This is a genomic window from Paenibacillus sp. P46E, assembly GCF_001909095.1.
GTDB classification, from domain to species: domain Bacteria; phylum Bacillota; class Bacilli; order Paenibacillales; family Paenibacillaceae; genus Paenibacillus_AQ; species Paenibacillus_AQ helianthi.
On the sequence record NZ_LVYZ01000061.1, the window covers coordinates 37,007 to 59,425 of the forward strand.

The 22,419-nt window shown below is 48.6% G+C and carries 20 protein-coding genes; 5 read left to right on the forward strand and 15 right to left on the reverse strand.

Features of this window, described 5'->3' with window-relative positions:
- Positions 1-86: 86 nt before the first annotated feature.
- The 3 genes from A3849_RS23375 to A3849_RS23385 form a co-directional block, all read right to left on the reverse strand.
- Positions 87-1,844 (reverse strand): sensor histidine kinase, encoded by a 1,758-nt coding sequence (locus A3849_RS23375; protein WP_074113545.1) that lies wholly within the window; start codon positions 1,842-1,844, stop codon positions 87-89.
- Between the two features lie 148 nt (positions 1,845-1,992).
- Positions 1,993-3,348: a glycoside hydrolase family 30 protein gene (locus A3849_RS23380; protein ID WP_074113546.1), complete on the reverse strand. Its 1,356-nt coding sequence runs from the start codon at positions 3,346-3,348 to the stop codon at positions 1,993-1,995.
- A gap of 291 nt (positions 3,349-3,639) precedes the next feature.
- Positions 3,640-5,910: a glycoside hydrolase family 3 C-terminal domain-containing protein gene (locus A3849_RS23385; RefSeq protein WP_074113547.1), complete on the reverse strand. Its 2,271-nt coding sequence runs from the start codon at positions 5,908-5,910 to the stop codon at positions 3,640-3,642.
- 112 nt (positions 5,911-6,022) lie between these two features.
- Here A3849_RS23385 and A3849_RS23390 point away from each other — a divergent pair, with 112 nt between their 5' ends.
- Both A3849_RS23390 and A3849_RS23395 read left to right on the forward strand, forming a co-directional pair.
- On the forward strand, positions 6,023-7,300 hold the full coding sequence (locus tag A3849_RS23390) for a helix-turn-helix domain-containing protein (protein WP_074113548.1): 1,278 nt from the start codon (positions 6,023-6,025) through the stop codon (positions 7,298-7,300).
- A 101-nt stretch (positions 7,301-7,401) separates the two neighbouring features.
- Entirely contained in the window at positions 7,402-7,707 is a 306-nt protein-coding gene (locus A3849_RS23395; protein ID WP_074113549.1) for a hypothetical protein, read from the forward strand.
- Between the two features lie 80 nt (positions 7,708-7,787).
- Here A3849_RS23395 and A3849_RS23400 read toward each other — a convergent pair whose 3' ends face one another.
- From A3849_RS23400 to A3849_RS23410, 3 genes are all read right to left on the reverse strand, one after another.
- Positions 7,788-8,150 (reverse strand): transporter, encoded by a 363-nt coding sequence (locus tag A3849_RS23400; protein WP_074113550.1) that lies wholly within the window; start codon positions 8,148-8,150, stop codon positions 7,788-7,790.
- 120 nt (positions 8,151-8,270) lie between these two features.
- Positions 8,271-9,239: a helix-turn-helix transcriptional regulator gene (locus tag A3849_RS23405; protein WP_074113551.1), complete on the reverse strand. Its 969-nt coding sequence runs from the start codon at positions 9,237-9,239 to the stop codon at positions 8,271-8,273.
- Between the two features lie 147 nt (positions 9,240-9,386).
- Positions 9,387-10,289 (reverse strand): LysR family transcriptional regulator, encoded by a 903-nt coding sequence (locus A3849_RS23410; RefSeq protein WP_074113552.1) that lies wholly within the window; start codon positions 10,287-10,289, stop codon positions 9,387-9,389.
- A 138-nt stretch (positions 10,290-10,427) separates the two neighbouring features.
- Here A3849_RS23410 and pyk point away from each other — a divergent pair, with 138 nt between their 5' ends.
- Complete coding sequence (pyk, locus tag A3849_RS23415) at positions 10,428-11,858, forward strand: pyruvate kinase (RefSeq protein WP_074113553.1); 1,431 nt, start codon at positions 10,428-10,430, stop codon at positions 11,856-11,858.
- Positions 11,859-11,940: 82 nt separating this feature from the next.
- On the opposite strand, the gene A3849_RS23420 is transcribed toward pyk, so the two are convergent.
- From A3849_RS23420 to A3849_RS23430, 3 genes are all read right to left on the reverse strand, one after another.
- Positions 11,941-12,636 carry an ABC transporter ATP-binding protein gene (locus A3849_RS23420; RefSeq protein WP_074113554.1) on the reverse strand — a complete coding sequence of 232 codons (696 nt, stop codon included), beginning with the start codon at positions 12,634-12,636 and terminating at the stop codon, positions 11,941-11,943.
- A complete protein-coding gene (locus tag A3849_RS23425; protein ID WP_074113555.1) occupies positions 12,636-13,757 on the reverse strand; it encodes an ABC transporter permease in 1,122 nt (373 codons plus the stop codon). The genes A3849_RS23420 and A3849_RS23425 overlap by 1 nt, the downstream gene beginning before the upstream one ends.
- 143 nt (positions 13,758-13,900) lie before the next feature.
- Positions 13,901-14,470, reverse strand: coding sequence for a TetR/AcrR family transcriptional regulator (locus A3849_RS23430; RefSeq protein WP_074113556.1), 570 nt, complete (start codon positions 14,468-14,470; stop codon positions 13,901-13,903).
- 157 nt (positions 14,471-14,627) lie between these two features.
- Between A3849_RS23430 and A3849_RS23435 the strand changes: the two genes are divergently transcribed.
- Complete coding sequence (locus A3849_RS23435; RefSeq protein WP_074113557.1) at positions 14,628-14,972, forward strand: AbrB/MazE/SpoVT family DNA-binding domain-containing protein; 345 nt, start codon at positions 14,628-14,630, stop codon at positions 14,970-14,972.
- Between the two features lie 50 nt (positions 14,973-15,022).
- Positions 15,023-16,684 (forward strand): ABC1 kinase family protein, encoded by a 1,662-nt coding sequence (locus A3849_RS23440; protein WP_074113558.1) that lies wholly within the window; start codon positions 15,023-15,025, stop codon positions 16,682-16,684.
- 77 nt (positions 16,685-16,761) lie between these two features.
- On the opposite strand, the gene A3849_RS23445 is transcribed toward A3849_RS23440, so the two are convergent.
- The 6 genes from A3849_RS23445 to A3849_RS23470 form a co-directional block, all read right to left on the reverse strand.
- Positions 16,762-17,964 (reverse strand): macrolide family glycosyltransferase, encoded by a 1,203-nt coding sequence (locus tag A3849_RS23445; RefSeq protein WP_074113559.1) that lies wholly within the window; start codon positions 17,962-17,964, stop codon positions 16,762-16,764.
- Positions 17,965-18,252: 288 nt separating this feature from the next.
- The gene (locus A3849_RS23450) at positions 18,253-19,119 is read right to left on the reverse strand and encodes an SDR family oxidoreductase (RefSeq protein WP_074113560.1); all 867 of its coding nucleotides are present in this window, start codon (positions 19,117-19,119) and stop codon (positions 18,253-18,255) included.
- Positions 19,116-19,625, reverse strand: coding sequence for a hypothetical protein (locus A3849_RS23455; RefSeq protein ID WP_074113561.1), 510 nt, complete (start codon positions 19,623-19,625; stop codon positions 19,116-19,118). Before A3849_RS23455 ends, A3849_RS23450 begins: the two co-directional genes overlap by 4 nt.
- A gap of 109 nt (positions 19,626-19,734) precedes the next feature.
- Positions 19,735-20,301: a MarR family winged helix-turn-helix transcriptional regulator gene (locus A3849_RS23460; RefSeq protein WP_074113562.1), complete on the reverse strand. Its 567-nt coding sequence runs from the start codon at positions 20,299-20,301 to the stop codon at positions 19,735-19,737.
- Positions 20,302-20,346: 45 nt separating this feature from the next.
- Positions 20,347-21,960, reverse strand: coding sequence for a sigma-70 family RNA polymerase sigma factor (locus tag A3849_RS23465; RefSeq protein WP_074113563.1), 1,614 nt, complete (start codon positions 21,958-21,960; stop codon positions 20,347-20,349).
- A gap of 193 nt (positions 21,961-22,153) precedes the next feature.
- Positions 22,154-22,419: NAD(+)--rifampin ADP-ribosyltransferase (locus A3849_RS23470; RefSeq protein ID WP_178382784.1), on the reverse strand; the 266-nt coding region annotated here is incomplete at its 5' end.

Genomic DNA, 22,419 nt, shown 5'->3' on the forward strand with positions numbered 1-22,419 from the left:
ATCGCTCCTCCAGTTCCAAACTTCTCCTCCGCCACTTCTGCCCGAATTATTGAAAACTCACAAACTCAATTTATATAGTTTATTTTTTATAGGGGAATTCTTACGGTCACTGTGGTTCCCTGTCCCTCTGTACTCTTTACGCTAATGCCGTAGCTGTCGCCAAAATGCATCTGAATCCGCGAAGCGACATTACGCAGCCCAATCCGCTCTCCATGTGTCCATAAGTCCCCGCTGCGCCGGGTAAGCCTGCCCTGCAGTTCAGCAAGCCGGTCCGGCCCGATTCCTACGCCATTGTCACGAATCATAATGACCGTATCCAGTCCGGCACTGACCACCTTGACCTCCAGCTCCCAAGGACCCTCCTGCCGCTCCAGGCCATGGAAAAAGGCATTTTCTACAATCGGCTGCAGGCTCAGCTTCGGAATGAAGCTCTCCATTGTCCCTTCATCTATCTCAAGATTATAGCTCAGCCGGGCTGCGAACCGCTGCTGCTGGATCTGCATGTAGTTGTTCAGATGATTCAGCTCCGCCCGCAGCGGGGCCAGATCCTCAGGCTCGCGGATGATATAGCGGAACATATCGCTTAGCGATCTGATCACTCCGTAGCTTTCAGACGGGCTGTTCTTGAACAGCATGCTGCCGATCATCTGCAGGGTATTCTGCAGAAAGTGCGGGTTGATCTGCGCCTGCAGGGCTTTGAGCTCAGCACTTTTTTTCTCCAGACTGATCATGTACTCTGTGCGGATATGCTCACGGATACGGTGCGACATTTGATCCAGCTTCGTCTCCAGCAGACCGATCTCATCCACACGGGTGGTGTGCCGTATCTCGCGTTCCTTCATCATGCCAAAGCCCTGAATCGAGCGGGCCAGGCTGACAATCGGGGTGGCCAGCCGCCAGGCCAGTATGACTGCGAGCAGAATGGCCACCACAACTGACACGGCACCAATGATCAGACCAAAGTTCATGGTCGCCAGCGCGCTCTGGTTAATGAAGCTGTTAGGGATCACAGTGACCAGCTTCAGACCCACCGGATCGATGGTGTTGTAGAACACATACTCATCGTCGCTGCGAAAATACCCCTGGCTCTCACCCGTTCGAGCGATCCGGTCCAGGGTTGCCTTTGCCGGAGCGTTGCCCCAGGGCTGGTAGAGTACCTTGCCGTCCGCGCCGGCAATAAAAACCGTATGGTCGTTACCCCGCCCAAGCAGATTCAGCGTCTGGTCCAGCACTCCCCAGCGGATCTGCAGAGAAATCCCGCCCAGCTTCTCTTGATTCTCAAAGCGGTTAATGCTGCGGATCAGCTGAAATTTGGCCCCGTCTGTGCTGTCCGTGGTGATCATGAAGTCCTTGTCCTGATCGAACAGCAGCTTATATGGTGCCGGAATAACAGCAGGGGATTCAATGTCACTCTGTGAGGCATTGATCGTGTACAGCTTGTTGTATTCCTTCAAATACAGCTCTACGCCGACCACGTGATTCCCTGCGGAGTAGAACAGATTAGTCAGAGTATCGGTAATATTCCGCTGCGCTGTGAACTGGCTGGAGAGGCTCGCTTCCTCGGCATTCGCCAGATAATCGCTCAAATGCGGACTGATCAGCACTGTATAGATCAGATTATTCAGCTGGGCGAACTGGTCGCCGAGATAGACTCCAGTCCATTTCATATTGGAGAGATTCGTGCTGATCACTTCAGCCTCCATCGAGCGGCGGCTGTTCTCTGCAGCCAGAGCCGTAATAGCGACGATGGGCACCACAGCCAGCAGAATCATCGTCAGAATAAGCTTGTTGCGGATACTCCGCCGGAATGGCTCCGACAGCTTCATCAACCATTTGGCAAACATTGTCTCCTCCAGCCCCCTTGCCTCACTTGCTGTAGTTTATCCCAAGAATGGAATTCTACCAATGGAAACGGCTCGCCGTCCTTCTAGCAAAAAACTAACGCCCCGCATGTTCCGGACGTTAGTTCCTTAGAATATAGCTATGCTCTAATCAACCCACCACAAGGGTATGAAAAGATTCCGCTTCCAGCTTGAAGGAAATCAGCAATGACCCGCTGCGCAGATGCAGCATCCGTTCCTCCATATAAGGGTTCGCAATAACCAGCGTCAGCTTGTCCTCGGGCGTACGGAAAGCGACAGCATGTCCGCTCCATGGCCCCTTCAGCCCAACCCTTACCGAACCCGGCGCGGCAAAACGGGAGAAATGCTTCATCACGTAGTACTCCGGATTGCGGATGGTCTGCCTTGAGGCAGGATCAATGGTCAGCATAGAATTCTGTTCCCAGCCCCAGGTGCTGCGTCCTTGCGGAGCAAGCGCCATATTCCAATAGATATAAGCGTTTACACCGTTCATAAAATAGTGCTGGTACAGGCCAAATATATATTTGGCGTAAAACCAGGTGTTCTCGCCATCGCCGCATTCATTTTCCGTCTGCATATAGCGAAGCTCCGGATAGCTCTGCACTGTACGCTGAATCGCATGCTTGCCTGCCCATTGATAGCCAACGCCTTTGACGTATTTATAAGCCTCCGGATCACCAAGCACCACACCGGCAAAGGCATCATAATCATTGGATTTCTTCTTTAGCCATTCATCCCACGGCTCCGGGGCATTGATCGTGCCAAGCCATATTTCCGTATCCAGCCCATGCTCCTCGAAGGCCGGTCCGAGATAATCGCGGATAAAAATTTTGAGCTGCTCGCCAGTCCAGACACAGGACGGGAACTTTTGGTCGGCAACTACTTCATTCTGCACATGAACCTGATGTATGGTAATCCCCTCTTGCCTGTAGGCTTCCACGAACTTCACGAAATAGAGGGCATACGCGGCAAGGATCTCCGGCTCCCAGCGAAGTGTGCCATAGTTATAGGCTTTAGGAAATTTCATCCAGGTTGGCGGACTCCAGGGAGAAGCGAATAACTTCAGCTCCGGGTTCAGCGCGAGGGCTTCCTTGATATAGGGAATCAGCAGCTGTCTGTCACGTTCAATCGAGAAATGCTCCATGGCGTAATCGCCATCCGTTTCGTTCAAGCTGTACCAATCCAGCGCATAATCGCTGGCTCCGATAGGCAGCCTGCAGATACTGAAGCGCTGCTCGCCCTCAGGATGGAACAAGTTATGCATCACTCTGGCTCTCTCGCCCTCGGGCAGATTGCACAGAACAGCATAGCCGAGTTCATTGAAGCAGCCGCCAAAGCCCTCGAGCGTTTGATAAATATCGTCGGTAATGGTTAGATTAGCCGGTGCAGCCTCCTCCGTTCCAGAGACTTCAGCCTCGTCTGCCCCGCGTTCGGTCCAAGGGGCATTTTCTGTGCTGGAGAACCATTTTAGCTGTATATTCGTCATCGTCTATACCTCCATTTGAGCATTGAATTCAGAAACTCATCTATTCTTTTCTGTGGACAGTCCTGCCCCAGATTCATGATTGCGCTTTCATTATAACTTGTCTTCATCACGGATGAAATGGACAATCTGGAGATCGGGGATTGGACTATTTTAATCCGTTTATTGTGAAACGGTGCAATCTGAAGTTTCTGTCTACAACTAACCCAAAAGGCAGCGAACCCCCGGTAAAGGGCTGCTGCCTTTTTCAATCCCCACGAAGAGCCTGAAAGGAATAACAAGCTTCTGCGGATTTTATTTCGCTGCTACCAGAGCATTCAGCTCGCTTAGATCCTGAGCCAGATCCGCTTCGGTATATTTCCCCTGCCCGAAGCCGATCATGGCCCGTAGCGGCATATATTTCATCATCGCCAGGAACATCTCCGGATTATCCTCCATCGCACTTTCGAGCCCGAAAATACTGCTGAATTTCTTCGCGGTCTCTGCTGTAAGCGGATTGTCCAGGAGATCCCCCACTGTAGTATTCCGGTGAAAGCTTACTGCCATTTCAGTCGTGGAAGCCACTTCAAGTGTAGCATTTAGGCGGATATCGCGGGATGACGCTCCGATCCCAATCCGGAAGGTTCCGCTCTCCACATGCCAATCACTAAGCCCCACATTGTAATAGGCAAAGGCGCGTTTATTCAGTGTAAAAGAAACCTCACGCGCTTCCCCGGGCTGCAGCGCCACCTTCTGGAAGCCCTTCAGCTCCTGCAGTGGACGGATAAAGCTGCTCTCAACGTCACTTACATAGAGCTGCACAATCTCCTGTCCGGCCCGGCTGCCGGTATTCTTTATGGTTACGCTGACCTGCACGGTTTCCGTATCGTTAATGGCGGTTTTATCCAGCACCAGATGACTGTACTCGAATTCGGTGTAGCTCAGGCCGAAACCAAACGGGAACAGCGGCTCCAGCTCTTTTTTATCATAATAGCGGTAGCCGACGAACAAGCCTTCCTTATACTCCACCTTATCCCCTTCACCGGGGAAATTCAGGAAGGACGGATTATCGCTCAGCTTCACCGGGAATGTCTCCGCCAGCTTACCGCTTGGACTTACAGCGCCGAAGAGCAGATCAGCAACCGCCCCGCCAAAGGCCTGTCCGCCCAGGTAGCCTTCCAGAACCGCCTTTATCTTGCCTAGCCATGGCATTTCTACCGGAGATCCGTTACTAAGGACGACGATCAAATTCTTCTGCACCTCAGCCACCGCTTCAATCAGCGCAATATGGCTTGCGGGCAGTGACAGATGGCTGCGGTCATAACCCTCCGACTCGTATCTGTCCGGCAATCCAAGGAACAACACTGCGACTTCTGAATGAAGTGCCGCCTCACACGCCTCACGCATAAGCTCCTCATTAATCTCATCACTACCCAGTTCATAGCCCTGCGCATACTGGAAGCTTGCGGAGGCTCCCGCCACCGCCTGTAGTTCCGCAAAAGCATCATCCAGCTTCGTCGGATTCACATGCGAGCTTCCGCCGCCCTGATAACGCGGCTTCTTGGCAAATTCTCCAATGATGGCAATCTTGCCTTCTTGGGCAAGCGGGAGCAGGTTGTCTTCATTCTTCAGCAGCACCATGCTCTCCCTGGCCACTTCACGGGCAAGCCGGTGATGCTCCTCCGGATCGAACGAAGCGTTCTCAATTCGGTTCTCTGTCCGTTTACCAATAAAGTTCAGCAGCCGCTCCACCGCAAGGTCCAGCGTCTCCATGGACAGCTCGCCGCTGTTCACGGCGGCAACGATTTTGGCGTCACCGATCCCTCCGCTAGAAGGCATTTCCAGCTCAAGTCCTGCCTGTAGCGCCTTTACCCGTTCGTTCACCGCTCCCCAGTCGGACACTACGAAGCCTTCGAAGCCCCATTCGTCCCGCAGAATCCGGGTTAGCAGCGTTTCGCTCTCCGAAGCGTATTCACCATTCACCCGGTTGTAGGAGCACATGACGCTCCAGGGCTGGCTTTGCTTCACGGCCCCTTCGAAGCTCGCCAGATAAATCTCCCGCAGCGTCCGCTCATCAATGACGGCATCGGTAGACATTCGGCGGTGCTCCTGGTTATTGGCGGCAAAGTGCTTCAACGATGTCCCCACACCCTGGCTCTGCACACCCTGAATATGATTGGCAGCCATCTCCGATGATAAGTAGGGGTCTTCCGAGAAATACTCGAAATTCCGTCCATTCAGCGGTGAACGCTTGATATTCGCTCCCGGCCCCAGCAGGACGGCTACATCCTCAGCCTGGCATTCTCTGCCCAATGCTTCACCTACCCGGCGGATCAGCTCACGGTTCCAGGAAGAAGCGAGTCCAGCCGCCGAAGGAAAACAGGTAGCAGGCACACTGTTATGAAGACCCAGATGGTCGGCGCTTTCTGCCTGCTTACGTAGTCCATGCGGTCCATCGGTCACCATTACAGAAGGGATACCCAGCCGCTCAATGCCTTTGGTATGCCAGAAATCCAGCCCCGAGCAGAGTCCAGCCTTCTCTTCAAGCGTCATTTGCGAAATGAGGTGCTTTATGTTAGTAGTCATCATATACCTCCTTGAAAGTGCTTTCTTGTCTCCATTCTAATATACTTCCCGGTAGATTTATGGCAAAATCATTGTATTATTGGTATTTTCATTAGGTGTGAGGTGAGAGAATATGCTTGATCATCTAGAGGACGGTGAACGGATTCCTTATATCTGCAGGTTGCTGTACGAGGCTTACCGGATACCGGTCATTTGGCTGAATACAGAGGGCGAAACGGAGCAGGCACTACCCCAGTTTTACCAAGCCCGGCCTCCCGCTCAAGACAGCCAGGGGCTGCTGGCAGAAGTTCGGGAGCATGTGCTGGATGCAGCGAACAGCGGGAGTGATGCAAGTAGGACTGCTGCTTTGCCGCAAATCTGCACAACGGCATACCTGGAGAATTTCGTTGTACTCCCATTATCTGGTGAGCTGAAGCTGGCTGTAACCTTCGTGATCGGCCCTTCACTGTATACGTCCATGAACGAAGAAACCGCGGCAAGCCTCCTGCGGGACCATAATATTTCTTCTGGACAGCTGGAGGTCTGGTTGCAATATTACGACTTGCTTCCCGTACTGGACCGGATGCGGTTGTATCATGCGGCCATCCTGCTGTATACACTGGTAACCGGCCAAGCCCTAACCATCAACGAACTGCTGCTGGATTCACTGAAGCTCCAACCTGCGCAGCTAGAGGGCGGGGCACCTGATCTGGATCTGTCCTACCGCCGGGAGAATACCTGGCTGCACCATGATCCAAGCCAAGAGCGTGCGCTGTTCAGACACATCCGGAATGGAGACAAGGAAGGGCTGCTGCAGACGCATGCGGGTTTTAACGAAGATCAGTATGGATTGCTCTCCAAGAACAGCCAGCTGCGCAGCAAAAAGAATCTCGCCATCACCTCTATTACCCTGGCAACACGCTCGGCCATGGACGGAGGGCTGTTCTGGGAGATTGCCTACACGCTGAGCGACTTTCATATTCAACACATTGAAGAACTGAAGGATATTCCGGCGGTGGACCGGGCCTTGCTAGCCGCGCTGTGCGACTTCGCCGATCATGTGAAAGACAACCACAGGTCCAAGCTGTCCCGCACCTCTGCGCTGTGCCAGAATTATATTTTCAACCATTTATACGAGGAACTCAGCTTGAGCAAGCTTGCCGGGGTGACCGGGCTGAATGCCAGTTACCTGTCCCAGCTGTTCAAGAAAGAGACCGGCCTGGCCGTCAGTGATTACATTCAGCAGGAACGGATCGGGGAAGCCAAACGTCTGATGGAGCTGCCGGGCATTACCCTCTCGGATATCGCAACCCGGCTTCATTTCAACGACCAAAGCTACTTCACCAAAGTGTTCAAGAAATATACCGGGATGACGCCCAAGCAATTCAGACATGACCGGGGGATAACCTGATATTTGTAGTGATCAAAAAAACTTCGAGATATGTATCCACCAATTGGCTTATATCTCAGTTAACGTCTCCCGTATTTACTAATCTTATTAAGAAAAAAATCATGATATCGCTCATTCAATATTACAGTAAGCTTACAGAAAAGCCACCCGCTATCGAACCTTCACCTTACGAGTATTATCTCTTTAATAAGGATGCCTTTGACCAAAAGGTAGAGCCGCTGAGTCTGCAGCAGGTTTTTATGTACCATCTTTCGGAGATTAAAACGATTCATCCTTCTCAATATAATGAATTTGTAAGTCAATTGTTCGCTTTAATGTATGGTGTACCCATTCAAACCCATATTATGGAGCTTGATAATATGTACCCTTTCTATGAGGCAGGTATCAAAAGCATTGTAGGGCAATAGTGTCTTGGAGGATAGCGTCAATACGAAAAGTTGCACAACAAAGAGAACAGTCCGCAGGCTGTTCTCTTTGGCTGTCTGCCTTAGAAGCAGGTGAACGAGCTAATCCGATTCAAATCGATGCCGAAGTATCCCCAGAAGAAACCGAACCATCTGAACCCCGCAATCGAATTTCGCCCGACGAATACCGGGTAGAACCAGAATTGCTCGCCGTTGTTCAGCCAAATGTATGTGTTACGGAACATGCAGCGTCTGATCCCGCCGGGATCGACGGCAAATGTGGTGGCCGACATTTGCGGCACGAATTGCGGTGGAGGAGCCGTCGGCGCTTGAACGCCTCCCGGTGCACCTCCTGGAAGTCCCGGAGTCCCGGGACCTCCACCTCCCGGCACGCCAGGTCCGCCCGGAAACCCTCCCCCGGTTCCCGGCGTTGGAAAAAATCCCATATGTGATCGCTCCTTTCAATGAGTATGCATAATCATCATATGCATTCGCGGAAAGGGCGCTTGGGCGAATGCCCATACAGAGTAAAGCGCCTATCGTCTGAGGCAGGTCCTTTTTATGGACTATAGCTTCCGTACTGGCCTGATATACTTCAAAAACCGTTCCGGATCATGATACACGTAAATGATTCTCCCAGGAGAATTATCAAAGCAGTAGCCGCTGTCTGCAAAATCAAAAGTTGCCATTGCACTTTCCATCTTTTCCTCAACAATACGATTTGCCTGCTCATAATTGAATGGACCATGTTCAAAAACAATATACTCGGCTTCGGGAACATCAATCATAAGCATTTGTGGCGGTACTTCACCTGTATAATCCAAAGGAAGACGTACACCAAAACACTCTATACGTGGAATACCCCAATCACAGAGTCTGCCAGCCGGGTCATTAATGTAAGCCATAATCTGACCGCTGCCACCGTTAGATTCACTCCCGCCATCGTCATCCAATTTGCCCTTTATACTATCGAGTAAGCCGCAAATGGTATCACAGTCCTGTCCCGGAAGAAGACTTTGCTTTTGCCAAAAATCCCAATACCTGTTACTCTCATAGTTTTTAATGTGCAAAAATTGGTGTGCGGGAATGGTTACAAAATAAATGTTAACCTCATCTGCAGATTTGATCATCCCAATCTCTCCCAATCCGAAAAAGTAGCGGTCGAAAGAGTTTATTTTTGTACGAAGGGCGACAGGCATAGGCTTTTTCCGGTATTCACTTGGAGTTACACCATATGTTCCCTTGAAAGCCCTGGTAAATGCTTCATGTGATGAAAAACCATAATCAAAAGCAATATCCAAAATGCTTCTCTCACTATCCCGGACCTCTTTTAGTGCAAAGGCTAATTTTCTATTCCGCAGATAATCCCTAAATGGCATACCCGATATTTCCTTGAATTTTCTCGTAGTATGAAATTCGGAATATCCTAACTTGCGGGAAAGAAATCGTAGCGTTATAGCTTCACTGTTACGATTCTTAATACATTCGTCAATTTCATTAACGATGATTTGGATTTGCTTGTGCCACTCGTGCATTCGACTGTTCACCTCGTTTCAACCACTCTATAGTCATTGTAGAGTGATGGAAATTGCATTGCTTGATTCTACTTGCGGAAAAAAGGCCATCGGATAAGCTTTTGAAAAAAACGTGTTAGTTCGTTCAAAAAATACTCGTCGGAACAGTTAATTTTCTGCCCGTCCTTTCGAACGTTCCCGGACCAGGGAGAGGAATGCTTCCGCAGCCGGCGACAACGTCTCCTGCTTCCGGGTACAGACAGCAATCGGATTCAGCAGCGAAGCGCCTTTGACCCTCACACGGTCCACTTCTCCACGCCCGACATTGTCCCTTACGGCCAGGGAGGAGATAAAGATGGCTCCGTAGCCAGCCATAACAGCCCGAACCATCTCGTTCACCCCGTTAAATTGCAGACCGACCTTGGGAGGATTCACGTTCAAAGCCCGGCACAAGGAAAAAAGACGCTCCCGGGTAGAGCTTCCCTCTTCACGCAGAATGAAGGGAACCTTCATCATTTCCGCTAATGTAATTTCCTTCCCGGCATATGGATGGTTTTTGGGTACGATAAACCAGAGTTCATCCTCCAGAAGCTCCTCCCATTCGATACCCGGCTGCTCTTCCCAGCCGCCTCCGTAGACGGCAACCTCTGCATCATACTGCAGTAGCCTCTCCACCGCTTCCCGGGAGTTGGCTGTGGTCAAGACCACCTCCACGGAAGGATGCTCCTGCTTGAAGAGAGCCAGCCATTCCGGCAGCAGCAGATTGGCTGGCAGGTAGGTGGCAACGATCCGCAGGATACCGCTGAACCCGGCCTTGTATTCCCGGACCACTTCATCCAGCTCACGCTCCAGCGCGAACAGCCGTTTGGCATGGCTGGCCAGCATCTGACCCGCATCGGTCAATAGAATGCCACGCCCCTTGGAGGCCAACAGTTGGATACCCAGCTCTTTTTCCAGATTGCGTACTTGTGCCGTAACCGCAGGCTGGCTGATCCGTAGTTCCTCCGCAGCGCGGGTGACTCCGCCTTTTTCAGCGATGGTGTGGAATATTTTAAGGGCGTGAAGATTCATAAGATGACCTGCCTTCTACATCAAAATTGATGAATAACGAAAATATATATATTTTTCTGATGAATCATTATGCTTTATTGTATGAGTTAGAGAAAGTTTTCACAAGTGTTCAACGTTAAATATAAGGAGAGAAAAGTCATGCGCAAAACTAAAATCGTCTGCACCATCGGTCCCTCCAGCGAAAGCCCCGAAATGCTCCGGAAGCTGATCCAAGCCGGTATGAACGTTGCCCGCCTGAACTTCGCCCACGGAGAGCTGGACGAGCACGCGGAGCGCATCCGGCGCATCCGGGAAGCAGCCAAGGAGCTGAACCAGTACGTTGCCGTCCTGCTCGACATCAAAGGTCCGGAAATCCGCATCGGCAAAATGGCCTCAGACTACGCGGAGCTGGTACCGGGTGAAGCCGTGGTTCTGACCACCGAGGAAGTGCTCGGCACCAAGGACCGCATTCAAGTCACCTACAAGCAGCTGCCCCAAGATGTGAAGCCCGGCAGCATCATCCTGATCGATGACGGTCTGGTCCGTCTGGAGGTCGTACATGCCGAAGGCACCGAGATCACCTGCCTTATCAAGAACGGCGGCAAGCTGAAGCAGCGCAAGGGCGTCAACGTTCCCGGCGTCCAGACCAGCCTTCCCGGGGTCACCGAGAAAGACGTCCGGCACATCAAGTTCGGCATTGAGCAGAACATCGACATCATCGCCCAATCCTTCGTCCGCAAAGCCGAAGACATTCTGGAGATTAAACAGATCCTAAGCGAGCACAACGCCAGCCATATCCAAGTGATCGCCAAGATCGAGAATGACGAGGGCGTGGAGAACCTGGACGCCATCCTGAGCGTAGCCGACGGCCTGATGGTAGCCCGCGGCGACCTGGGCGTAGACCTGCCAGTGGAGGACGTGCCGCTGGTTCAGAAAGAGATGATCAAGAAGTGCAATTTGGCCGGTAAACCAGTCATCACCGCCACCCACATGCTGGAATCCATGCAGATGAATCCGCGTCCAACCCGTGCGGAGGCGGGCGACGTCGCCAACGCCATCTTCGACGGCACTGATTCCGTTATGCTGTCCGGCGAATCTGCTGCAGGCAAGTACCCGCTGGAGTCTGTCGAGACCATGGCCCGCATCGCCACCCGCGCCGAGTCCGCCCTGGGACGCTACGGCCGCTGCAGCTGTGAGGGTGAAGTCGGCTCCACCGACGTAACTGGTGCCATCGGCGAAGCCGTTGCCCATACGGCCCTCGTGCTCTCCGCCAAGGCTATTCTCGCCTTGACCGAAAGCGGCCTTACTGCCCGCACCATCGCTAAGCACAAGCCGGCTGTACCGGTCATCGCTGTGTCCACCAAGGAGAGCGTACTGTATGCCCTATCCTTGACTTGGGGTGTAACGCCGCTGCTCCGCAGCGAGTCCGCTTCCAGCACTGATGCAGCCGTAGCCGCCGCCGTTGAACTGGCCAAGTCGGCCGGCTACGTGCAAGATGGAGATCTGGTGGTCATCACCGCAGGTGTCCCTGCAGGCCGCACCGGAACTACCAACCTGCTGCGGGTTCACCAAGTAGGCGAAGCGCTCTAAAAAGTAAAACAATCCGTAGCAGAAGCCTATCGCACCTGCTACGGATTGTTTTGTTATACCCTTTTTGTTTTACCCATCGTCCCTATACAAACCTTCCTGCCTGCTCCAACGATAATTTACCGTCTTCCATCCGGTATACCTTGTCGCAGTAGGTGAGCATCCGGTCATCATGAGTCACCATAATCGCCGCTTTATGGCGTGTTCTTACCTCATGGGCAATCAGGGAGACAACTTCATGGGCGCGTTTGGTATCCAGGCTTGCTGTAGGCTCGTCGGCCAATATGACATGGGGATCGTTAATTAACGCCCGGGCAATAGCGGTACGCTGTTTCTCGCCCCCGGACAGCTCCTCCGGGTAGCTCTTCAACTTGGCGCCTAGCCCTAGTTCTTCAAGCAATTTTGCGGCAAAAGCTTTATCAGCTGCAGTAACTTTTCCCGACATCCGCTTCACCACAAGCAACTGGTCAAGAACATTCAGGTATGGAACCAAATTTGAAGCTTGCATGATGAAGCCAATCTCACGCAACCGGATGTCGGAAAGTTGGTTGCCTGACAGCTTCGATATATCCTGACCATTTAATATAACTTCTCCTTCAGTGGCTTTAAGCAATGCACCCGCAACGGATAAGAAGGTACTTTTACCCGAACCGGAGGGTCCCACTACCGCAACAAACTCTCCTGTTTGCACATTTATGGATACGTTATCTAGTGCGGGAATACGATTCATTCCTTCATTGTAATATTTTGATGCTCCTGTAATTTGCAATCCCTTAGTCATTATTCAACCCTCCCAAGCGCTTTAAGCGGATCAATTTTCGAAATCATGCGTACCGACACCAAGGAACTAAGCAAGGAAATCACTAACAAAATGATGGAATACGTCACTACCAGCCTGGTTTCAAGCATAAACGGCATGCCTTTTGGCATGATAGCGGCTGACCCATAAGTTAGGATTATGCCGACGATAATGCTAGAGAGCGACAAAACAAACACCTGTGAGACAACAGCTTTGCCCAAGAACCCATTTTTAGCCCCGATAGCCTTCATAATTCCGAACTGGTTCGTCTTCTGCATTGTAAATACATAGAAGAACACACCAAGTACGAATGCCGAGATCGTAAGCAGGAACGCAAGCATCATCATGATCGTGCCATTCTCTTCTTTGTAACCGGGCATTCCCTGCACCGCTGCTGCACGGGTAACCGTTTCGGTCCCCGTCAATTCTTCATTGATGGCCTTAGGGTCAATATCCTTACCTTGAAGCATAATTGCATTGACTGGTTCCGTGACCCCTTTGTCTGAGCCTGGTGCTGCAAACGCAAGTTTTCGCCACTCTGTAATAGGTATGAAAACAGCAGATACATGGTTGTACGTCTGATTCTGGACAAAACCGGCAATAGTCAATGATTCTGTTGAACCATCCAGCTTGAAGGTGTCCCCAAGTTTAAATCCCTCATCTTTCATGGTCTTATTGACGATAACTTTCGTCACATTCTCGGTAGTCAGTCCCACACCTTCAATAATCGCCGGCTCTAAAAAGCTTCCCGGATCAATACCAATAATAGCTATATCTACTTTATCCTCATTGACTGCACCATTTCCTTTGATTGCAGATGCCATGATGGTACCCATTGGAGAAACGGCACTAACATTCGGCATTTCTGTTAATTTCGCGGTCAACTCATTAGACAGTAAAGATTTACTCATTGACGCTTTCGACCCTTGTTCGAAAACCACATAATCGGCCTTCATGGTTTTAAATGTCGAAGCCGCCAGTGTAGATAATCCATTCCCCAAACCCGATAAAACAAATACCAACCAAGAAATAAGCACAAAAATGACTGCAATCATCACAAACCTTGTCTTGTTATGTTTCAATTCCTTCCATGCCAAGAACATAGTGTATCCCTCTCCTCCTCTTAAATAAATGACACGAGTGTCAAATTAAACATTTGGTATCTCGTTTTAATTATCCTATCTCGTGTAATCTAGTACGAACCATTTTCGACACGAGTGTCAAATATAATAAATGGAAATGGACCTCAGTCCCTTCCAGCTCCCCCCAGCCACATTTGATACAATAGCTTACTCCACTCAGGCGTAGGCATATTCAGCATATTAGGCGTTTCAATAAGGTTAAAATAGACGCCGATGATGACCGGAAGTGGAATACTTCTATGTAAGTGTCCCTCTTCCTGCGCACGACCAAACAATAGCTCAAGCTGATTTTTTAAAGTGACATGTGCCTGTTCAATAAATTCAAGATCACTCGCTGCCGCAACAGAATTGGCTGTATTTATTTTATGGGCGTCACCAAGCAATTGATGGAAATCAGCCTCTTCCAGATATACTGTAAGCAGATTCTGAAGAGCGACCATACAATCCGTCTCATCAATCGCTGACGTTTTTTGTAGTACATTCTCCATTACGCGCTTCATGCATGCAGCAACGATCTCGTCTTTATTGGCATAATACTGGTATATTGTACTTCTTGCCCCTACCAGGTTTTGCGATAACAATTTAAGCTGAAACCCCTCATAACCGTGTTGCAGGAGCAACTGCTTGGTCTGGTCAAGCAACTCCGATTTGGTAAAAGCCTGCTTTCTTCCCATGTTGATCACCGCCCCTAACTGTTCAGTAGTCTCATTGTAACAAAAAATTACGTTTATTGTATTTTCCCGGTTCAAAACTCAACACAATCATTGTAAATATGATTAGTATGAAATATCATACTATTAAGTAGATTATTTATCAAAGGAGAGATTGATGATGCATCAAAAAAAAGAAAACAGTCACGGATTCGGGCATGGCAAAGTGCTGGGAACAACCTCAATGGGTGAGAGAGGACAAATTGTTATTCCTAGAGAAGCAAGGGAAGAACTTGAACTCAAGCCAGGAGAGAAATTCATCGTTTTCGGGAATAAGCGCAAAGGAGCCGTCATTCTAGTCAAAGCAGAAATGTTCAACAAATTTGCGGATTTCTTCATGAGCGCTTCCAAAAAGTTTGAAAGTATGGCCCAAGCGATCTTCGATAAAAACACTACTATTCCTGAAGATGAGGATAACGAACCTGAGGTCGATGAAAAAGAACCTGTAGCAGCTGAAAAAGAATGAGCGAATTCTTTAAATTGATGAAGGATCTCCGGTTCAGGAGAACCATGCGGATGATTTTCAAGTTCGCCTGGGATTTCTGGTGGCTGGGCAGGCAAAAGTATTTTATTCCGGGGCGGCGCTTAGAGGCGAAAACAAAAGCCTTATATCGAAAACAGGCAGCGTATTTCACGAATACCGCCATGGATATGGGTGGATTAATTATCAAGCTTGGGCAGCATGTTAGTGCACAGGTGGATATTTTGCCGAAGGAAATCATCGATGAATTATCAAAGCTGCAGGATTCCGTGGATTCCGTGGATTTTTCCGAGATACAGCAAAAGATAGAGCGTGAACTCGGAGCATCGATTAGCGAGATTTTTGCTGAGTTTAGTCCAGCTCCCATCGCAGCAGCTTCCTTAGGACAGGTACACCGGGCGACATTACGGACAGGTGAAGACGTCGCAGTAAAAGTAATGCGTCCCGGAGTCGAGGACATTATTACCATTGATTGGAAATCCATCCAAGTTGCTATTCGATTATTGAAACGCTGGACAAAGATGTCAGACTTCATGGACCTTGATGCGGTGTATGATGAGTTTCACGACACCGTGATGGAAGAGCTCGATTACCAAAAAGAGGGACAAAATGCAGAGGAATTTCAGCTGCAGTTTATCCATCGGGATGATGTCGTCGTTCCAGCCATTCATTGGTCCTATACCACTTCAAAGGTGTTAACCATGGAGTTTTTGGAAGGCGTAAAAATCAACAATTTTGCCCAGCTTGATGCTTGGGGTGTGGACCAGACTAAATTAGCAAAGTCACTAATAGAAATTTTCGTAGAACAGATTCTATTAGAAGGCTTCTTTCACGCAGACCCGCACCCGGGCAATGTTCTCGTACAGCCTGACGGCACCATCGCATTAATCGATTTTGGAATGGTTGGACGAATTCCCGATGATATGAAGGAGCAGATGGTAGCCCTTCTAATGGCCGTGTATTTAAAAGATGCTCACGGCGCTATCGATGCCCTTACCCGTTTGAGATTTTTAAGACGGAATGGAGATTTAGAGGTATTTTCAAGGAATCTTACGTCATTATTTGAACAAATCAACGGGGATACGTTTGACCTCAGTTTTGTGACATCAGGTGACAATGTTGAAGAATTACGGGATTTCCTCTACTCTCAGCCCTTTCAATTACCTGCAAACACAACATTTTTGGGAAAAGCGATAGGCACGGTGTATGGGCTTTGTACGGGACTGGACCCTGAGCTTGATTTGATTGGGACCGTTAAGCCTTATGTTGAAGAGGTTGTGCGCAGCGATCTGCGGGGAAGTGTCTTCTCCAACGTTGTAGATGAAGGCAAGAATCTTCTCAAGGGAATCCTTCCTACAACCAAGAAGTTCATTTCGGCAGTAGATAAAATGGATAGCGGAAATTTACGGGTAAAGCTATCAAGTTCCTTTGAGAACAAATTGATAGATACGCAAAATAGGAATACAGGGCGAATTATTGCAACCATCATTGGAGCGGTATCCCTTCTGACTGCTACAAACATGTGGAATGAAGTGAATCATATGGTTTCTTATGTGCTCGGAACTTTGGGGCTGATCATTATGCTTAGCCAACTCAAAGTGAGAGAACGCCGCCGTGATGTAAGACATGCAAGGCAGATGAGAGCCATGCGTGAAAATAGCAGATTAGAGAAGCCAAAATTTAATTCGCATGAATAACCGCCAAGCACAGAGGAGCTGACCCAAAAGCCATGAGACGGCTGCTTGGGTCAGCCCTTTTTACCGAATCCTGGCCTTTAGATGTGATATTGACTTTTAAAGTCTAATATCTCGTCAACGGCTTGATAATACCCGCCAGCCTTGCGAAAGGATTCCCTAAGTCTTACGGCAACTTTCTTGAAGGATGAGTGGCCTGTCACATGGTCTACAGCTTCACGCAGTTGAATTACGGTCAAGTTTTGCATTTGTAATTGAATGCCTGCTCCGATGTTGGCGACTTGTCTGGCAATGACCGGCTGATCCGCGCTTTGTGGGATTACAATTAGAGGAACCCCATAATAGAGACTTTCCAGGGTACTGTTCATTCCGCCATGAGTAATGAATAATTCCGCGTATTGTAAGACATCCGTTTGTGGAACGTAATTTTTTACAATGAAGTTTCTAGGAACTTCTCCTAAATCTGAAATTTGAACCTTATTTCCAATGGCCATAACAATAGAATGATCTGTGTTCTTAAATGCCTCAAAACAAAGCTTATAAAAATCGATGGCTTGGTTAAATACCGTACCCAGTGAAATGTAAATGAGGTTCTTCCCCTTGATTGCCGGTAAGTCGAGGTTTTCTTGGGTGAATCTCGAAGAGATGGATGGACCCACAAATTTATAAGTATGGTCGAATGCTTCTTCACCCGGTTGAAACTCTCTGGTTGTATACACAATTGTAAGCGGTGCAGGATTACAAAACACTTCGTAAGGAGAATGGATCTCCACCTCGTATTGTTCCCTGATCATTGCCGTCAGGCTTTGAAATTTATTGTATATAGGTTTAGATATTTCTGTTGAGACATTCGTGAAAAACGGTTCCAGCATTTTATCGAATGAATCTTTTGTCTGTGCAAAAGAAGTACAAGAGTTGACTGCAGGAAGCTTAAGAATTTGAGCAAGTATATGTCCGCAACCAAACATGGAATCATGGATGATGTAATCGAAATGCTCTCCTTCGATCTGTTCAAGAACGCTTGGTATGACGATATCTGCCGTAAGTAAAAGACCGTTAATTCTCTCGAGTACATAGTCTCTCCCGCCTGAGATGAAGGCTTTTATAAACTTTTGATCGTCAAATGTCCGTACCGAAGCCCCCGTCTTCTCCATACGCTCCCGATAAGCTTCTACACAAAAGTACACCACCTCTTCCCCACGCAGAATAAGCTCTTGCACAATTCCAATCGTTGGATTGATGTGTCCCTCTGATCCGCCATTGATAAATAAAACACGCGCCATATACACCACTCCTTAGAGTTTTGTTAGCATATACTTCTTCGATTTACTTCGTGCACAACTAGCTTCGGAAGCATACGCTTAGGTATACTGTTCTCTAGACCGGGTTAAAATTCGATGCACCCCAAGCAGTCTCGCCCGTTCCCCTATGATATGGTTCACCAGAATGCACCTTAAACTATCTTACCTGTTATCATGACTTAAGGTCAAAAATCCTCGTTCCTGCAATAAGCCAGTCTGCACGTTAGATGCTGCTAATGACACCAATCTCAAAACAGGAGGGGTCCACCTCTACCGGAAATTTTCTACACACTCATGCAGAAAAGCGTCTAGCGTACGCGGCTCCCTGCCAAGCAAGCGCTTCACAGTGTCATTTGGAATTTCTGGAATCACCGTAGACATGGTTTGAATTTCCACAACGTGGTTCGCAAGCCAAGGAGGCATGTGCCCGTGTTCGATAAGATTACGGTGCAGTTCTTGGGGTTTCAAGTTGATGTAACTTATCGGCCGATTGAGCAGGGCGGATAGTTGACCCGCGATCTGGGGATAACTGAAAACCTCCGAACCCGTAAGCGTATATATTTGGCCCGATACCTCAGGGTTGATTAGAGCTTCTGCGGCAACATCTGCAATATCGCGGCAGTCAATGAAGTTACAGGGTGAATCGCCCATGGAGCCGAAGAAAACATTTTGGGTTGTAATCGTTGGTGCAAGGCGCATTAAATTTTGCATGAATGCATAAGGGCGCAACACGGTGCGGGTGAGACCTGATTCCCTCAGCACTTTCTCGATTTCTTGATGCCAGCCCGCGACTGCTACTGGAGAACTCTGCTCAAAGGCAGGGCTGGATATTTTCACGATGTGGTTGATTCCAGATTCGGCTGCAATCTGAATGATTGAAGTTTCCAATTCGATTTGTCTTGGACTGTTGGACATGGCGATAAAGAGCTGGCTGGCACCTGTAAACGCGCGGCGCAGCGATTCGGGGTCAGCAGCATCTGCCAATGCGATCTCGATAGTAGACTGGCCTTTTTCTCCAATCTGATTACGCAACTTCTCTGGCTCTCTGCTCAGCGCCCTGACGGGCACGCCAAGATCAACCAAACGTTCCAAAAGCGCACTGCCTATCGTACCTGTTGCTCCCACAATAACGATCATTTTTTCATTCTCCTTTTGGGTGAAAAATTAGTTGTGACGGCAAGACGCCACCGCCATGTCACTATCGTGCTTGCTATGAATCCAGACAACGGGAAATCGGTCCAGACGCGATCGGCCCAGGCCAAATGGTTGCCGGGAATCCTAATTTCTAATAAATCAGATGTTATCCATGCGGCGCATAGGCCATACAAGGACCCCGCCAATGCGAACCCTCCTACCACAACCAAGTGAGGTGCACCGATGATCCATCGCATATGGCCTACTCGGCTGCGTAACAAAAGGCCAATCATCAAGGCCATCAAGGCCGATGCACCGCCGATTGTGGTTAATGCCCCTATTTGAAGCCCCCTATCAGCAGTAACCAATCCCCCAATACCTGCCATGATGGCAGGAGCAGCATAGGCCATTACAACTTCACGCCACAGTACAAAAGTCTTTTTCCTGGAACCAACAGTCTTGATACCGTAAACATCATCTGTCTGATTCGGGCATTTTATCTGGTTCATTTCGTTGCTCCCTTCTTCTAAGAAATCATTCAATCGATTACTTTCAGCAAATTATAATTAGGAACCTAACTATATAGGAGTAAAAATAGGCTAGCATCACTAGCCCATTTTACTCATTACTGATATTTCCCTTAGGTTTCAAGCTTCGTTCGTCCGTAAGTGCAGAGATGCCTTGTGTGACCCGGCCTAGCAAGTCGAGAAATACGCTGCGCTCCTCGATACTGAGTAAGCCCACCATGGCTTCCAGCCAAGCGAAATGCTCTGGAGCCATTTCACGCAGCTTCTTTGCTCCTTCTTCCGTCAAAAGAACCGATCTCTGGCGGCCATCTTCTGAGCTTAATCGCCTAGATACTAGGCCATCCCGTTCAAGAATGTCGATCAGACCTGTCACTGTAGCACGTGTAACGCCTAGATGCTCAGCTAATTGCGATGGCAACTCTTCTCCTTCGTTATCTTCAAGATCTGCCAATAAACGATATCGACCTGTTGATAAGCCGAATCTTGAGAAATGAATCTCCGAGGCATGCCCAAGCTGGGCTCCCGCTGCCATTAGCCTAGACGCGACGAGTATAGCCTGCGCGTCTATATCTAGGTTATAGCGGTCAATCTGTCGCTTGGATTGTACAAGCGAGGGAATAGCTTCAAGGTCATTTAGTATTTTCTTATCGTTGTTCATACATATAGTATGGCTCCTAATTACTTCTGTGTCAAGCAGCTAGCTTTAATTCATGAACATGATTGTGGAAATGCCATTTTTCCGATGCAGATCAGGCACTTTTAACATGCCGATGTCCACTAAATGTTTGAGTACGAAGGCACGTATTATTCCCGACGCCATGCAGTTCTGTGACCAGTAGCGCACATATTTATGTGCATGATCGGGTTGTCCATCGAGGTTCACTTGATAAACAGCTTGATCCAATTTTGCCGCAGCTTCTTTGATTCGTTCGGACGGTTGCGGAATCGCCGCACGCAGACGTTCTCCTGTTTGCTTATCCTTGCAATAAACAATGTTAACTTCAAGGTCAGATTCCGTTCGCAGCAAATATTGTTTGTCGAAAAGACGGCGATAGGCGTCAATGTTCACATCGTTCTGTGGTAAATCACCTTTGATCACATGCATCAGACTGACAAAGTCAGAACTCAGATTATCTCGCCAACCGCCCTGTCTGCCGCACCACCACGTATCGACCTGCCATGCCCTTAGTGCATGTTCATCCGAATCCCGATTCATATCGCCGCAATAATAATATTGTTTTGGATCAAAACTGACGTTAAACTCTCTGTAGATCGTTGCATGAGCGACGTAATGGCCGCCATCTTTTCGGCTGACGGAAACCTCTTCATGGCTAACCTTATTGTGTTCTTTGAAGCTCAATTGATTACCAGCATACGGAATGAGGCTCCACAACAGCAGATTGACATCGCCGCCTGGAATGTAGACACCCGTCTCTTGGAACACTTCACCCATCGAGAAAAACGTCTTGAAATAATGCTCGACGGCAATCTCCGCATATTCTTTGTACAATGAGTGTAATACCTCGCTTTTTATAGAGGACGGATCTTCGATGTACATATTAGTACGATACTTTCCACCCGGTAGTTTATCCATGAAACCGTATTCTTCCAGTGGTTCGATTTCATCCTCGATAAATACAGGTGAAATGCCCAGTTCTTCGGCGATTTCATTAACCGTGAGCGGCTTGTGATACGCTCCGAAAGCGATGTTTTGTCTGATCGCTGTCGCCAAAAAGTCGGCGGTGTCGCCTTTGTTTCCTGGGGATCCGCTATGCCCTAAATTTGTCATGCGGATCGGATTGATGCCCAGACTACCCATCGATCGAATTGTGTTCATCTTGTGTTTCAGCTCCTTTTTAGCTTCAAATAAGTGCCACTTGATCGTGCCGCCAGATAGACCCATCTCAGCCGCGATTTCGCTAATTTTCATTCCACCGTAGTAGTACTTGACAACGATTTCCCGTTGCTGGTGAGATAAAAAAGCTATTTCCCGCCGCAATGCGCCAGCCGTTTCTTGACGGATAATCTCGTCAAAGCCCTCGTCTCTGGACATCACCTCATTATCATCAATCTGCATTTGGTTGGAAGCTTTCACTTTCTCTCCTACGAATTTCGCCCACACATAATGCGCAATCTTAAAGACATAGCTGTTCAGATCCAATAACTCTGTCTTTTTGAGAAGTGCTTGGTATACTTCCAGCGTAATTCTTCCCGCCAGCTCCTCGGCTTCGGCAATCTTTCCCGTCTTGTTCAAAGCAAAACCATATAGCGGCTTGATGTAATCCTTGATGACACGATCAGCATGTTGTTTATTCATGTTCTAAAAGCTCCTTGTTATCGAGTGGCACTCCAATATATACTGCAGCGAAAACGAAAAAGGTTGGGTGGTTTAAGAAAACTTTTTGTTTCGGACGCACACGGAGTTTAATTTCTGCCAGATATCATGCTGCAGGCCGTTATTCAACAAAAAAGCAGCCGGCTAAAAAAAGGCGGCTGCTATAATGCAAGATTCAATCATATATTATATTCTTTCCTTCTTCAGTTAGTTTTTTCAAAGATATAAGCATATGATTTATTTCTTCATCGGAATGTCTTTCCCATGAACTTAATTCAGCTAATATTTTCAATGGCGATTTAGACCGATATGAACGTGTTGGGTTTCCAGGGAATCTTTTATCCGTTAAGTTCGGATCATTCTCGAAATCACCTACTGGCTCTACAATATAAATTCTCTCTTTTGATTTAGATTTCGCTAATTCAGCACCCCATTTTGCAG